Genomic DNA, 17,146 nt, shown 5'->3' with positions numbered 1-17,146 from the left:
TAAACGTACTAGGAAATGACACTGACGTAGACGGTACCATAGACCCTTCTAGCTTAAGCATAGTAGGCGCACCGGCTAACGGAACAGTAACCATTAATCCAGATGGCACCCTGAACTATGTACCTAACCCGAACTTTAACGGTACGGACACATTCACCTATGAAGTATGTGATGACGCTGGCGACTGCCAGACGGCCACAGTAACCGTAACGGTAGAAGAAGAGTCAGATGCCCCTGCGGTAACCGATGATACGGCTACGGTAGATGAAGATAACCCAGTAACAGTAGACATACTGGCCAATGATAATGATAATGCAGATGGCGGAAGCATAGACGCTTCTTCAGTGAGCATAACAGGCGCACCAGCTAACGGAACAGTAACCATTAATCCAGATGGCACCCTAAACTATGTACCTGACCCGAACTTTAACGGCACGGACACATTCACCTATGAAGTTTGTGATGACGCTGGCGACTGTCAAACAGCCACAGTAACCGTAACGGTAGAAGAAGAGTCAGATGCCCCAGTGGTAACCGATGATACGGCTACGGTAGATGAAGATAACCCAGTAACAGTAGACATACTGGCCAATGACAATGATAATGCAGATGGCGGCAGCATAGACCCAGTATCGGTGAGCATAACAGGTGCCCCAGCTAACGGTACAGTGGTTATAAACCCAGACGGAACAGTAACCTACATACCTAACGCAGACTTTAACGGTACGGACTCATTTACCTATCAGGTATGTGACAACGGTACACCGGACGTACAGTGTGAAGAGGCCACTGTGGTGGTTACAGTATTGGAATGTAATATTAATAATCTTGCAGCAGACTGTGACGGTGACGGGCTGACCAATGAGGAAGAGGCCAATGCAGGAACTGACCCCAATAACGAGGATACCGACGGCGATGGTATTTCGGACAGTGAAGAGGTGTTGGGCCCAGATGGCATAGCAGGGACTGGAGATGAAACAGGAGCCACAGACCCATGTGATCCAAATGCCTTCGCAGTACCTACGGGAGACTGTGATGGTGACGGGCTGACCAATGAGGAAGAGGCCAACGCAGGAACGGATCCCAACAATGATGATACTGACGGTGATGGTCTGTCTGACTCTGAAGAAGTGAACGGTCCTGACGGTGATCCACTCACAGATGATGGTTCCGATCCATTGAATCCGTGTGATCCAGACGTAATGGGTTCACCTACGGCAGACTGTGACGGTGACGGGCTGACCAATGAGGAAGAGGCCAATGCAGGAACTGACCCCAATAACGAGGATACCGACGGCGATGGTATTTCAGACAGTGAAGAGGTGTTGGGCCCAGATGGCATAGCAGGGACTGGAGATGAAACAGGAGCCACAGACCCATGTGATCCAAATGCCTTCGCAGTACCTACGGGAGACTGTGATGGTGACGGGCTGACCAATGAGGAAGAGGCCAACGCAGGAACGGATCCCAACAATGATGATACTGACGGTGATGGTCTGACCGACTCTGAAGAAGTGAACGGTCCTGACGGTGATCCACTCACAGATGATGGTTCCGATCCATTGAATCCGTGTGATCCAGACGTAGTGGGTTCACCTGCAGCAGACTGTGACGGTGACGGGCTGACCAATGAGGAAGAGGCCAATGCAGGAACTGACCCCAATAACGAGGATACCGACGGCGATGGTATTTCAGACGGTGAGGAAGTGAACGGTCCTGACGGTGACCCAACCACCGATGATGGTTCAGACCCACTGGACGCTTGTGGTCCTGATTCAGGTGCCGTAGCTACACTAGACTGTGACGGTGATGGCCTTACTTCTGAAGAAGAAAATGCCCTTGGTACGGACCCTGGTTCCTTTGACACCGATGGTGATGGTATAAGCGATGGTCAAGAAGTTATAGATGGCACTGATCCAAATGATTCCTGTGACTCAATTGGAGGAACGCCACCAAACGGAATACGCTGCTCCAATTTAGAAGTTGTAAGTGATTATATCGTGCCGGGTAGTAGTAATGACGAAACGTTTCTTATTAGCAACATAGAACAATATCCAGAAAATACAGTTCGTATTTACAATAGATGGGGAGTGTTGGTCTTTGAAACTAGAGGGTATGACAATGCTGAAAATGCCTTTAGGGGAATCTCTAATGGTAGAACGACCATTGCAGCTACTAATGAATTGCCGGTCGGGGTATATTTCTACATCGTCAATTACACAGACGATGCAGGCGATGTACAAACCTTGGATGGATATATGTATATCAACAGATAAAAAAAGATAAACGCCATAAAAAGATTTAAAAAATGAAACGAGTTTTAATTGTATTGCTGTTATGGGTAACGTATTGGAATGGTTGGGCACAACAAGATGCCCAATACACCCAGTATATGTATAATACCTTGAGCGTGAATCCTGCATACGCAGGTTCAAGGGGAGTTTTGAGTTTTGCAGGGCTGCACCGATCTCAATGGGTGGGTCTGGACGGGGCACCATCAACACAAACCATAAATTTACATTCGCCGGTTTCTGAACGCGTGGGATTGGGATTGTCATTTATTAATGATGAAATAGGTAATGGTACCAATCAAGAATCGAATTTCGATGCTTCGTTTAGCTATACTGTTCCGCTTGCAAGATCGCGTAATTTATCATTTGGCTTAAAGGCCGGAGGTCATTTGCTTAATATAGACTTCAATAGGTTACGAAATTTTAATCCTTCTGGAAATACCATCCAAGAAACGAATATAGATAATAAGTTCTCACCAAATTTTGGTGCCGGGGTATATTACCATACGGAGAAATTTTATGCGGGGCTCTCTGTTCCTAATTTCCTTGAAACCAAACATTTTGATAATGCGGCGAATAGTTTTACCGCTAGTGAGCGAATGAATTTTTATTTCATATCAGGTATTGTAGCAGATTTGAGCTATGATTGGAAATTTAAGCCAGCCATATTACTTAAAATGGTCAATGGAGCACCTTTACAGGCCGATTTTTCCGCCAATTTTAGATATCAGGACAAACTTACCTTTGGTGCAGCTTACCGATGGAGTGCCGCATGGAGCGCACTGTTTGGATACCAACTTTCAGATAAATTGATGTTAGGTTTAGCCTATGATCGAGAAACTACGGAATTGGGCAGTCAAGCTTTTAATGATGGTTCTTTTGAAGTATTGCTTCGATATGAATTAAAAACACGTTATAGAAAAATTATTACCCCAAGATTCTTTTAGAAATGATGACAACACAGTTTAAAAATATAGGCATAATTTTTGCCCTGTTTGCTTTTACATTTTGTTCGGCACAACAAAGGAAGACTAAAAAGGCTAGAGAAGATTATCAATCGTATGCTTTTCAAGAAGCCATTGGTAAGTATGAAGCCATGGTAAAAGATGGATACGCTGATAAAGAAATTTACAGCAACTTGGGTAATGCCAATTATTACAATGCTAACTACGAAGAAGCAGCTAAATGGTATAAAAAATTATTTGAGCTAACTGACGAGGTAGATTCAGGACATTTTTTTAGATACGCCCAAAGTTTGAAAAGTTTAGGCGATTATAAAACCTCTGATACAATGATGGAGAAATATGCCAAGGTTTCATCCAATGAAAATAGGGTAACCAAATTTCAAGATAATGTAGATTATTTAAAAGGTATTGAAGAGCAATCTGGCCGATATACCATCAAACTTTTAGCAATTAATTCAAAAGTATCAGATTTTGCACCTTCCATGTACCGAGACCAATTGGTGTTCTCTAGTGCCAGGGATACTGGTACCACAGCCTTAAGAATCGATGAATGGAACAACCAACCATTCTTGGACTTATATGTAGCAAATAAAAATGATGTAGAGAGTTTTGACACCGTAGAAAAGCTATCAAAAGAACTCAATGCGAATACCCATGAGTCTTCTACAGCCTTCACTAAAGATGGTAACACATTATATTTTACCCGTAACAATTCTGAAACTGGCAGACGCTTTTCACAAGATGAAAAAGGTGTAAGTCGCTTAAAAATTTATAAGGCGGAGTATCTTGATGGTGTTTGGAAAAATATTGTGGAATTACCTTTTAATTCAGAGGATTACTCTACGGCCCATCCCGCTTTGAGCGCTGATGAAAAAAAATTATACTTTTCCTCTGATCGTCCTGACACCTTTGGGGAATCCGATATCTATGAAGTGGTAATATATGAAGACGGTAGTTATGGAGAACCTAAAAACCTAGGCCCAAGAATTAATACGGAGGGCAGGGAAACCTTTCCTTTTGTAACAGAAGAGGGTATTTTATATTTTTCTTCGGACGGTCATCCCGGACTTGGGGGATTGGACATTTTTGCCACACAATTGAGTACAAATGGCAGCGGAGCCGTACTTAATTTAGGCAGACCAGTGAATAGTGATGAGGATGATTTATCATTTGTGCAAAATTCAGTCGACCGCCAGGGTTTCTTTGCCTCAAACAGACCGGGTGGTATGGGCAGTGATGACATTTACAGCTTTGTAGAAAATAAACCCTTGTCATTCAAATGTAAAAAACAATTACAAGGTGTTACCAAAAATAAAGAAGATGGTACGGTATTGACCAATGCCAAAATTAAATTAATAAATGCAAATGGTATAGAGGTAACTTCAACAGTATCTGATGCCAATGGCGGGTTTACCTTGCCTATTGATTGTTTACAAAAACTAAAGGTGGTCAAGAGCGAAAAAGAAGATTATGAAGGTGATATTTTTGAAATAAATTCAACTTTCAACTTTGATGCCAATACGGTGGTACTCGAGTTACAACCCTTGCAGACGGTAAAGAAAAGAAAAGAGTTGGTTATTGCACCTATTTATTTTGATTTTAACAAATCTGCTGTACGCTTGGATGCCCAATTAAATATTGAGAAGATCATCGATTATTTGAGAAAGTACCCAAAAGCCAAATTGCGCATAGAATCACATACGGACAGTAGGGCATCAAAAACATTCAATCAACAACTTTCAGTTAGACGGGCACAAGAAACCAAGGCGTATTTGGTGTCTAAAGGTATAGCGACCGATAGAATCATCGCCAAAGGCTTCGGAGAAAGTAATTTGGTGAATGATTGTGATGACCGGGCAGTATGTTCAAAGCAAGCACACCAGCTTAACAGGCGTTCTGAATTTACAATTGTTGACGAGTAATAACCGAAACATGTAAATTCATTTTATACTCAGAAAAGACGGCCCATTGAACCTCTTTTTTTAAAGAACCATTCACATGCACTATGGTGCATTTAAGTAGGTTTTTTTAAGAAAGTTCAAGGCAACAAACATACGGTTATGTTGCTTTCAGCACCTTTAATGTTGCATTCACAACATATTATGTTCCTTTTTTTTGGGAACGACCCTATCTTATGCCCATGAAACGTATTTAATGATGAGACCTATGATTTTTGCCCTTACAGCAAACAAAAATTTTGCCCTGCTCCTTTTTTTGGCAGGTATGTTGTTCTGTTCCCATTCGTACGGGCAGTGCCCAGGGCCAGACCCATGCCCTCCGGGAAGTTTTGACCCAGAATACGAACAGATAGACCCTTCTTCAATAGCTGGGGCCGTTTTCTGTTCTGGGCAGACAAGAACATTTACGATAGGTGTTGGGCCGGGAACGACAGATGAGGCAGAATCAGGTGACGAGGAATATATTACCCTCTTTATCGATTTTGATTGTGACGGGATATTTGAGTATAGCGTTAGTGACTCTTGTATTTATCAAAGACCGAACGGGTGTTCCGTAGACCTTTCCGTAACCGCGCCAACGGTAACGGTACCCACTACTTTCAATGCCAGGGCAATGCTAAGATATTTTGACCCGATAACAGATCCATGTGGGGAAATTTTCGATGGGGACATTGAAGACTTTACCATAACGGTGAACGTACCGCCCGATCCGGTACTTACGAGCAGTGATGCGGACAATACCATTTGCGACGGTGACAGTGTTACCTTTACGGCCAGTGGCGGTGACGAGTACGAATTTTTTGTAAACGGTACCAGCGTGCAGCCGCTTTCCACGGCCAATACCTACACCACCTCCGGTTTGTTGGATGGTGACAGCGTAACGGTGACGGCACTGTACACCTCGAACGGATGCGACACCGAAAGCACCCCCATAGCCATGACGGTATTGGACCCCGTCTTCACGACCCAGCCGGTGGACCGAACATCTTTTGCGGGGGACAATGTCGTATTTTCGGTCACCACAAGTGAAGTGGTCACCTATCAGTGGCAAGTGAGCCGTGACGGGGGCACGACTTTTACCGATATCTTCGATAGTACGGAGTACTCGGGTACGGGTACGGCGAACTTGACCGTCAACTCCGTGGATGTGGACAAAGACAATTACAGATATAGGGCCTTGATGACATCATGCGCCTTTGATACCTCTGCGGCGGCTATTCTTACTGTAAGGCCAAGAACTGTGGTTACCAATAGACGGGTGACCTACAGGGTAATTAAAAATTAAATTCCCAAATACATGCGCAAATTGGAATAACCGCTAGCGCCAAAACGAACACTTGTGTAAGGGGTATACGGACAGTAGAACTTAAATTGTCGACAACTTACCCAATCGAATGTTGACTTTAAAAAAAAATTAGATATTTAAAACATGCAATAACCAAGTCATTGCAACGTTAGAAGAATAGTATTTTTTAGTAAATGCCGTAAAAAGAATTATGAAGGATAAATTTTTAAGCCTTGGTACAAAAATTTAGTTTGAAAAATAGTTTTCATAATCGTTTTTGAAATTCTAAAAAGATTTGGTTACCAAACGGATAGCGATGGAGATGGTATTGCCGATTCCGCTGGCCTCAGACTTACATCTATGATAACAATGAAAGCTACTTTTTATAGAAATATAATAGTTAAAAGAAACGGCATATTATTCATTTTAGCCTGGCTGGGTGCCGTACTAACTGGCATCTCTCAAACCTCTAACATCAGTGGAGTCATAAATGATTACACACGTGTAACGGCCATTAACTGCTCTTTCGGAGGTGAAATACAAGTAGCCAATTCAGGCGCGTTTTCAGTTGGTCAAAAGGTGCTTCTGATCCAAATGCAGGGTGCCACTATCGATCAATCTGATAACTCCAGCTTTGGTACCATAACCAATTATAATTCAGCTGGTAAATATGAAATACAAGAGATAGCAGCCATATCTGGGAACAACATTTCCATGTCCTACGCCCTAGAAAACGATTATAACATCTCTGGCAGAGTACAAATGGTCAGCATCCCGGAATATGTTGGAGCTAGTATCAATGGAACGCTGACCTGCCAGCCATGGAACGGCAGCACCGGTGGTGTACTCATCTTCTTTACTGATTTTGTAGAGCAAACTGCTAACATAGATGTAAGCGGAAGGGGCTTTAGAGGAGGTACTAGATCTTCTAACGGTAATCCTGGAAATTTAATTGGCTACCGCTATCCATTAGGTAACTCTGGTGGAGAAAAAGGAGAGGGTATAGCTGCCTACATAAATAATAGACAGGCTGGAATGGGAGCTCAGGCTAACGGTGGTGGAGGTGGAAACTCCCAAAACGCTGGTGGTGCCGGTGGTGGTAATTACGGTGCTGGTGGAGATGGTGGTGGCTTTAACAGAACTACTACAAGAGGCCGACAGGGAAAGGCCCTTACCAATCAGCTTAGCGAAAACCGCATCTTTATGGGCGGAGGAGGTGGTGCCAGCCACCAGGACAGTGGCCACGGAAGAGATGGAGGAAACGGTGGGGGTATCGTTATTATAAAAGCAAATGGCTATAATGGTAGCGGTAGAAACATAGATGTAAGTGGTGATAACGGACTTACCGCTTCTGGAAATGACGGGTCTGCGGGTGGTGGAGCAGCGGGGAGTATAATTTTGGAAACCACAACCTCCTCTCCCTTTAATATAAATTTGATAGCCAGAGGCGGTGATGGCGGTAATAGTAACGGTGGCCACGGAAAAGGTGGAGGCGGAGGAGGTGGCTTTATATGCACATCTCTCGCACTAGGCGGTGGTACATCTAGCAATGTGGCGAGAGGAGTAAGAGGTCCATCTGGGTCTAATAATGGTGCTCAAAACGGATCCAACGGTCTATTGAACACTTCTACGCCTCTAGTTTCTAATAACACTGCATCTACCGATGGTGCTAGCTGCACAGATTCTGATGGGGACGGTTTACCAGATGTGGTGGATACAGATGACGATAATGATGGCATTTTAGATAATCATGAAACAGTGTACTGCGGTATTAATCTAGTGGATACAGAATTTGATGGCACCTTCGGCACTACCACTGCATTTAGAGACTGTGATTTTAACATGGGGCCAGGCTATAATTATTCTACTTCCAGTACTAGTGGAACATATGCGGTAATAAGTAATAACGCACCTAGCTGGCATAGCTTCGGAGCTTGGTGGAATTATAATGGACATACCACTAATACAGGAAATGACGCTTTTCTAGCTACTAATGCAAACGGTACTCCAGGTGTGTTTTTTGATTTTGAACTTGACCTTCTGGAAGCCACTAATTATGAGTTTGAAATTTATTCTAAAAATGCCGCTAATGACGTACATGGCATAGGTTTACGAGTTTATAGAATTTCAGATAACGCATTAGTAGGAACATATAATTCCGGTAATCTTAGCGGTACAAACTGGCATCACTCACTGTGCTCCTTTACGTCTTTAACTGCGGGTAATTACAGATTTGAAGTAAGAAGCAACAACTCTGGAACCAATGGTAACGACTTTAGTGTAGATGATGTTTCGGTATTTAACCTGAACTGCGGAGGCATCTACGAGGATGCTGATTCAGACGGCATTCCTAACCACTTAGACCTAGACAGCGACAACGATGGCATCTATGATATTGTAGAAGCGGGAGGGGTCGATACCAATAACGATGGCTTGGTGGATTCCTTTGTAGATACCGATGGCGATGGTTGGGCGGACACCTTTGATAGCGACAATGGCGGCACGGCCCTTTCAGATGCGGATACCGACGGTGATGGGCTCAAAGACCGATTGGACCTAGATGCCGATGGTGATGGGTGCAGGGATGTGTTTGAAGCGGGCTTCACGGATGCCGATGCCGACGGTATCTTGGGCAATGCGCCAATAACCGTTGATACCAATGGGCTGGTGACCAGTGGTACGGATGGTTACACCACCCCGGCAGATGCGGACGGGAACACTACCTATGATTTTCAAGAGTTTGGGGCCACCCCTACCCTTACCACCCCTCCTGCGAACACCAAGGCCTTTGCAGGAGTAGATACCGCGTTTACGGTCGTGGATACCGCTGTTTCTGGAATTTACCAATGGCAGTTGAGTACAGATGGAGGGAACACTTTTACCAATATCATGGATGGGGGCCAATATATGGGTGCGCAAACGGCCACACTTAACATTCTTACCCCAACTATGGCCAATAATGGTCAAAAATACCGGGTATTGGTGAGCGATGGCACATATCGTTGTACGTTGGTCACTTCCTCCGAAGCCTTGCTTACCGTTGGTCCAAGAACAGTAATTACCAATAGACGTATTACAACACGAGTGAAGAAAAACAATTAATACAACTTTGTTTTTACAAATAAAAAGTCTTGGTCATATCAAATAATGCAACAAATGTATAAAACTTTTTATGATATGGAACGGGGAGTATATTCATTACAAACCTGGGCGGCGGTATGATGTAGATTAAAGATGATTATAAAGGCACCTATCAGATTTCAATATCCAAACTATGAAGATTAACAGTGCAATAAAGTGCTTGGACTTTTTAAGTTGGCGTTTTTTGTGGAGAATACAATAGAACCCAAGCATTCCTTAAGCTATTTCCCAAAACTTTAAAAAGGGTAAACATAGCTTTTAAATAGAGGGTAAACCCTCACTAGTTGCTTACTATCGTTTTAAAATACAATAACCTTACATAAGGTACTTATATTGAACATATTAGGTTAGAAGAAAGGATAAAATAAAATGTTACGATTAGTAATATAAATAACGTATACCCGCTTGTTAAATGACCTCATGTTTGTACAGTTTCCTTTAACAAAAGTTACCATATTAAAACCTACTAAAGAATGGTTTTAAGTATAATAAGTAAGGGCATTCAAACCAACAAAAAACAAAAACATGAAGCAAGATATCTCAGACCAGGATGGCTCCAAATCTACAAATATCCCCACATATGTAGCCATAATCATTTTATTTTCCTTAATGTGCTTCATTTTTATTCTCTATGGCTTAAATCTTTTGGTTTATTAAAGTAAGTCAATCAAAAAATGGTACCTATTACCCAACTATTTTTCCAGTATAAAAAACTAATCCTGAATTTAAATCAAATCAGTATGGACTGTTGCAAATCCTATTCCATTTCTACAAAAAACTGTTCGGGTTATGGAAGTTCAAATAAAGGACGCACCTTGGTCTTTTGGAGGACTGATTTAAAATACCTTTTGATTTTTGGACGTTCAACACATTCAATTGGTCTATCCAATAATCTAGGACTTAGGTGTTTCAAAGTTTAATTTTTCTTACAAAGGTTTTTTGCGGTCCGCTCTCTGGTTGGAATACATATTGGAGAGAACATACATAGACTGTTAAGAATAATTCTTATCCCTTTTTACTTTGGAATGTGTGGCCTGCCAGTCTGTGTAAGTTAACAACTGGTGCGTTGGTACAGTAACTGTTTGAATTAATGTATAACATAATAGTAATACTGGGACTTCTTTCCATTTAAAATACTCATTTAGCGGCCTTTTGGGCCATGATTTTTACATAAGGCTTTCACTACTTGATGTACCATAAAACAATTATGTAACCAGGGACCTAACTTTCAATTGACAATACTTGAAACAATTGAATACTAATGAGTTATGGGGTATAGGAATATTTATTTTTTGTCGAAGAAGCAGCTGGTTTAATGAGTAGGCGTAATGTGCCTATTTTGCTTTTCGATTTCAGATATCCTTAGTGCTTTTAAAAAATACATTCAAAAAAGGTGGTCATCAAAAGATTTCAAATTTTGACGAAGCTCTTTAAAAAAATAAGCCCCGGGTATTACCCGGGGCTTTTAATTTTTTAGAGTTTATTTCGTCGGTGAGATAGTTTTGTCCAGTGTGAACTTTCTTGATATGAATATTCATTAAAATACTTCAACAATTTCTCCTAAAATAACTGGGTTTATTTAAAAAATGACAGGAATAAATATAAAAGAGGTCGCTCATTAGTAAAACCTTGGTTTTGGTGAACATTTACACTTTCTATCCTCAAACTCATAACGAATTAAGAACTCGAAAGATTGGCCTCTGAACGTTTGTCCCCCAAGATCAGTTAGTTCTCGGTCGTAAGCCAGACCACCATAGAGTCGTTGGGAAAAATGATAGCCCATTAAGGCACTGGTTGCAGAGCCCAAACGATAAGATATCCCCATCTCAATTTTTTCAATGAAAAGCGTTGAAAATGAAATATCGACTTGAACTGGGGCCCCTTTAGTAATTTTGACCAAAGTAGCTGGCTTAAATTTCCAATCTAAAAAAGGCTGGAGAACTATGCCAGCAGTACCAAGCCATGTCCGCACTCTTTTGTATTCAATGTCACGATTATTGTCATTTATAATGTTATTCTCTAGAATATTAGGATGTGAAAATCCAACATAATAGTAGGGGTTCCTTAAAAAGATACCAACTCCGAAATTGGGCATAAACCTCGAATCTGTTGTGGAATTTTCGCTACCAGAGACCTTGAGTTTGCTAAAGTCAATCTGGTTTAATGATCCACCAACATCCAATCCAAAGGCCAGTTTAGTATTCATAGACTTATCCAGGGGTAAAGTATATGAAAAAACTGCCTTAAAACCAGTCATTTGCACAGTGCCATTGCCAATACCATCATTATAAATAAACATACCCAAACCAACCCTTCGCCAAACTGGTGCATGAATGGAAAGGTTTTGGGTTGAAGGGGCACCGTCTATTCCTAACCATTGCGCCCTGTGTAAGGCTGAAATACTTATAATCTCACGTGAACCGGCATATGCCGGATTGAACAACAAAGGGTTCAACATATATTGTGAATATTGTGATTCTTGCTGTGCAAAACCTTTGGATGAAAATGAAAGAACCAAGGCACTAAGTAAGTATTTAAAGAATTTCATACTTGATTACAGTTTTAGTCATCCTTTGCTTTTAAGGTATAGATATCCATTGAAATGACCTTTTTTCCCATATACATCGGCAAAATCAATCACGTAGAAATAAACTCCTGAAGGTAATTTTTCATCTTTTCGAATAACCAGCTTTTGGTTAGATAATCCGTTAAAGCTTCTACTTTCATTGTTGTAACCATGAATTTCAAAAACCAGTCTGCCCCAGCGATTGTATATCTTAACCTTATTGTTTGGAAAATCTTCAATATTAGATATGTGGAACAATTCCAAACTCTGGCTGGTAGGGTCAATCAAATCGTTTGTAACAAAGGGTAATTGCAGATTCGAACAGCTTTGCATGTTGTCCAAAACAATTTTAAGTTCACAAGATTCGCTTTCAGCATCACTTAAAATCAAGATATGTTCTGTCACACCATCGGCTGACCCGGGATAAAGCTTAAAATCAGTCACTTCGCCATACTTTGCCAACGAGGGCTCTACATGACCGTTTCCATTATAGGTGACAAGATAATTTCCACCTAGGTTAAAACCACTGGGAAAAAGCGAAAACTCAATATAATCATCCGATGTCTCATCTACATAAATGGTGCGGTTATCATTGCATCCAATAATAACGGGATTGGCTTCGACCAGCAGACATGTATCAGAACAATGGGCTCCTATGATTTCCACACTTATTCTGCTATTTGGATTGCTATCATCGGTAATACTAACGGTATAAGTTTGTCCGTTAATTGCGCCATAAATAGCAAAGTTGAACGGATTGCCATAAGTTCCTCTTGTAGGTTGAATTGTTCCTCCATTATTTATGGATACGGAATAGCTAGCACCAGGGTTGATGTTAAATCCAGTTGGGTTCAGTTCCAAATCTAGAAAGTCATCCTCTGGGTCATAATTAGTTCCAGCATCGTTACATGAGGTGTTGCTATTTGCCTCGGTTATTAAGGTAACGGGCGAACAAGCAATGCCCTGTAGCGGCACTTGAAGAAAACAAGTATCACTTTCATTATCGGTAATCGTTACCAAATAGGTTACCTCAGTATCCGTGGCCCCACTAATTCTAAATGAGGTGGTACTACCATAAATGGCATCCTTCGGATTGATTTCTGCACCGTTGTCAATGGAGACGGTGTAGCCATTTGAAAGGTTTAATCCTGTTGGGTTTAAGAATAAATCGATAAAATCATCAGAAACATCAAAGTCGGTACCTGCATCATTGCACAATGAATCAGCATTGGCTTCCTCAAGAAAGCAAACTGGAGAGCAGGTATTGCCAATAAAATTCATTGTGAGGGCGCATGCACCATTTTCATTATCTGAAATAGTAACGGCATAACGGGTTGAGGAATCATGTGCCCCATTAATAATAAAATCAGTTTCTTGACCATAATTTGCGATGGAGGGAGTAACGGTAGCTCCATTATCAACTGATACCACATATTGCCCTGAAAGATTAAAGCCTTGAGGGTCAAATGAAATCTCAAAGTAATCGTCGGTAGTATCATGAATCGAACCTGCGTCGTTACAACCCTTTACATTTTCGTTCAAGTTGGTCAGCAGGCAGGCATCTGAACAGGTTTGTACCCCTTCTAAGGTAATCTGTTGGCTACAACCATTATCTACTGTAACCGTAACCACGAAATCTTGAGGAATCGCTGTTATACCCGAAATACTGAAGGTCGTTTCTTGGCCAAATATACCCGTTGTCGGGGCAAGTTCGGCTCCATTATCAATACTTACCGTATAATTCTGTGTTCCGTTGGCTCCTGTTGGGTTCAGCATGAATATGAACGAATCGTCTGTAACGTCAAAATCGGTGCCTGAATCATCACATCCCAGAACCGATAAATTAGGCACAATGTTATCAATGGTGACCACAAAGCTACTTTGATCGGCAGGGCAGTAATCAGTTTGTGGAATATAAATGTAAACCGTCTGGGTAGTTGTTAAAACAGTACCAGGTTCCAGCTCGTTCCCAGACCCATTTGGTCCTGTAAAAAATCTCCCGTTCTGTAAGGAGGGCAACTCATATTGGTCGCATACGGTCACATCCTCCAATGTATCTGCTAAATTAGGTTCTTCCACTGTCAAGATAAAACTGTGTCCTGTTTCATTACCATTCAAGCCACAGGCATTGTCGGGGGTAAAAGTGTACATTGTGTCACCAATTAAAGAGGTATCTGGGGTCGTTGGATTCCATGTACCGTTCATTGTGCCAGTTGTAGGGAGTTCAACAACAGTTCCGGCACAAACCTGTTGATTCACAAAAGTGGGGCTTGCACAAAGGGTTTCCTCAAAGCAAGGGTAATCTATATGGGTGACCGTTACGCAATAAACCACATCATGATTGGTTAGATCTGTGTTGATTGTTAAGTTTTGTGTGGCGGAACCCAAATGAATGCCCCCATCAGTAACGGGTGACCCATCTGCGTACCACTGATACCGCAACCCCACTGAGGCATCGGTGCCATTGGTGTAATCTGGTAAGGTGTTTGGCGCAGTACCCATAAAAGTGTTCGTGGTCAATGCCGATGCATTGATAGCCAGGCTCACCCCATTATCGTTGACCGTTCTTTGAATGGGGCATTGAACGATTACCTCTGTGGGGTTCTGGGACGTACCCACAGCTTGGCTGCTACCATTATGGGGTACTCCATTGCCATCTATTGGGAACAAAGTGATGTCTATGGAACCATTGGGTTCAAGTTCAGCGGTTTCGTACTCTTGGCTGCCACCCGTTCCTTCAATGGCATCAGGGCAGCCATCATTGTCAGAGTCAAGGTCAAGCTCGTTGGGTATTCCGTCATTGTCATAATCACAACCAATGTTTGCGCCATAAATACGCCCTTGTATAAAGGTTGGTCCGATTACACTTTGGGATACCACAAAATTATTGTTTAAGTTCTCGTTCCAAGTAAAGTTGTTGAACATATTACCGTTGATAAGTTCCAATTCAAATAAGGAACCGTTGGCGGTTTTACTGCCATACATGGTTACATTACCATTTTCATTAATTATAAAACGTAAAATTGGTGTATTGGGCGATACATTACCGAACATCCAAACTTCGGGCACGCCACCCTGGCCCCAAAGACTGCCATCTACAAATCGAATGCTTGGTGTTGCCGGTGCATAAAATTGTAATTCTTGCGAGGTTATATTGGTACCGTTTACAGTAATATCAAAACTATTGTCGAGGTTGGTAACATCGAGCACCAACCCCATTGTGCCGGGTAATGAAAAATTAACGCTATTGCCACCGGCTACGTTGAAGGCCGTTTCTGATACGAATTGGTTACACTCGTCAGTATCTAAAATACCATCATTGTCATCATCTAAATCACAAACATCCGTGATGCCATCACCGTCAGTATCAGGGTTGCCCGAAGTAAGTGGGTCACACTCATCCAAGCATTCGGTGTCTTGTGTAGATGCATTTTGGCTGTTACCGACACCTTGGCCACCATTGACCACTATGGGTACGCCATTGGCATCGATAGTGTTCCCCAAGTTGGTTGTCACGCCCGAACCCGAACCGCCGGTTGCCAGACCCGATGCCGAACGTCCATCACCTATGCCAAAACTAGCACCACCCTCAATATAATCAGGGCAGCCATCATTGTCAGAGTCAAGGTCCAAATAATTGGGAATACCATCGCCATCAAAATCAGGACAAAATCCTTGATTTATTTCATTAATTACGATATTGTCGATAAAATTACCAGTTGAAGTATTACCATTGGCAGTACGAACCGCTTCAAAAATGAAATAGGTTTCAGATTGATTCATTGGAACGCTATAAACTCCCGAATATTCAACCCATGAAGTGTTGTCGCTGACCATGGTAATCTGAATGGGAGAATTACCAAGATTTTCACCAATTCGTACCGTTGCCACATCTACGCCAGCGCGCCCCCTATGCCAGACCGACCATCTAAACTGTGCTCCGGGATTTGTACAAACCTTCTGGTATAACGACGCGGTCCGGTTTGCGTTGATTTCGGCATGATAACTTCCACTCTGTGAATTGACACCGCGAAATCCTGATCTCCATATCTCAATACCATTATCATTGGAAGTAGTTTCCCATCCTGAGACATTATTTTCATTTGTCACAGTATATCCAGCAGGATAAGGACCATCTTCAAAATTGCCATTGAGAAACGGTGCGCTATTACAATCCATACATCCTTCATCGGTATCGAGAATGCCATCATTGTCATCATCCAAATCCGATATATCTGCAAGACCGTCACCGTCCGTGTCAATGGGAGGACTGTTGAAAGTTGAAAAAGCGGACCCTATGGTCTTTCTGTCTCGTAGCTTGTCTTTGCTGTCAAATTCACCCGTAATACTTTGGACAAAATAGAACGTGCCCAATAGCAAGAAAATTGCCGAAAATATTGTTTTAATGGTGTATATAAAGCTATTACCGTTTGATTCTTGTAGTTGATGGGCGTAGGTCTCTTTTGGAAGTAGGTATTTTAAAAGTTCCATGGGTAGGTTTTTGTAAGATTGGTGCGGACATGGGTAGGTTTTTAAGACGGTTTAACCAAATAAATACCATTTACATGGTTGTCGATGATGCATCTAAAACGATTATGAAAACTATTTTTCAAACTAAATTTTTGTACCAAGGCTTAAAAATTTATCCTTCATAATTCTTTTTACGGCATTTACTAAAAAATACTATGCTTCTAACGTTGCAATGACTTGGTTATTGCATGTTTTAAATATCTAATTTTTTTTTTAAAGTCAACATTCGATTGGGTAAGTTGTCGACAATTTAAGTTCTACTGTCCGTATACCCCTTACACAAGTGTTCGTTTTGGCGCTAGCGGTTATTCCAATTTGCGCATGTATTTGGGAATTTAATTTTTAATTACCCTGTAGGTCACCCGTCTATTGGTAACCACAGTTCTTGGCCTTACAGTAAGAATAGCCGC

At 41.8% G+C, this 17,146-nt stretch carries 7 protein-coding genes; 5 read left to right on the top strand and 2 right to left on the bottom strand.

All coding sequences use genetic code 11. The annotated features are described in order from the left end of the window. The 5 genes from BFP77_RS13190 to BFP77_RS13170 form a co-directional block, all read left to right on the top strand. On the top strand, positions 1-2,276 hold a 2,276-nt coding region (locus BFP77_RS13190), incomplete at its 5' end, for an Ig-like domain-containing protein (RefSeq protein WP_143751907.1). Positions 2,277-2,308: 32 nt separating this feature from the next. Then, positions 2,309-3,238, top strand: a complete 930-nt coding sequence (locus tag BFP77_RS13185; protein ID WP_099574502.1) for a PorP/SprF family type IX secretion system membrane protein — start codon at positions 2,309-2,311, stop codon at positions 3,236-3,238. Positions 3,239-3,240: 2 nt separating this feature from the next. Continuing rightward, positions 3,241-5,178, top strand: coding sequence for an OmpA family protein (locus tag BFP77_RS13180; RefSeq protein WP_257212968.1), 1,938 nt, complete (start codon positions 3,241-3,243; stop codon positions 5,176-5,178). 193 nt (positions 5,179-5,371) lie between these two features. Then, on the top strand, positions 5,372-6,499 hold the full coding sequence (locus tag BFP77_RS13175; protein WP_143751906.1) for a GEVED domain-containing protein: 1,128 nt from the start codon (positions 5,372-5,374) through the stop codon (positions 6,497-6,499). Positions 6,500-6,859: 360 nt separating this feature from the next. Next, positions 6,860-9,601 carry a hypothetical protein gene (locus BFP77_RS13170; protein WP_143751905.1) on the top strand — a complete coding sequence of 914 codons (2,742 nt, stop codon included), beginning with the start codon at positions 6,860-6,862 and terminating at the stop codon, positions 9,599-9,601. Positions 9,602-11,258: 1,657 nt separating this feature from the next. On the opposite strand, the gene BFP77_RS13165 is transcribed toward BFP77_RS13170, so the two are convergent. Next, complete coding sequence (locus BFP77_RS13165; RefSeq protein WP_099574499.1) at positions 11,259-12,188, bottom strand: PorP/SprF family type IX secretion system membrane protein; 930 nt, start codon at positions 12,186-12,188, stop codon at positions 11,259-11,261. A gap of 18 nt (positions 12,189-12,206) precedes the next feature. Then, a complete protein-coding gene (locus tag BFP77_RS13160; RefSeq protein WP_099574498.1) occupies positions 12,207-16,697 on the bottom strand; it encodes a gliding motility-associated C-terminal domain-containing protein in 4,491 nt (1,496 codons plus the stop codon). Positions 16,698-17,146 lie beyond the last annotated feature (449 nt).

The sequence above is a fragment of the Maribacter sp. 4U21 genome, assembly GCF_002742365.1.
GTDB lineage: Bacteria > Bacteroidota > Bacteroidia > Flavobacteriales > Flavobacteriaceae > Maribacter.
This window is presented reverse-complemented; position numbering and strand designations above follow the sequence as displayed.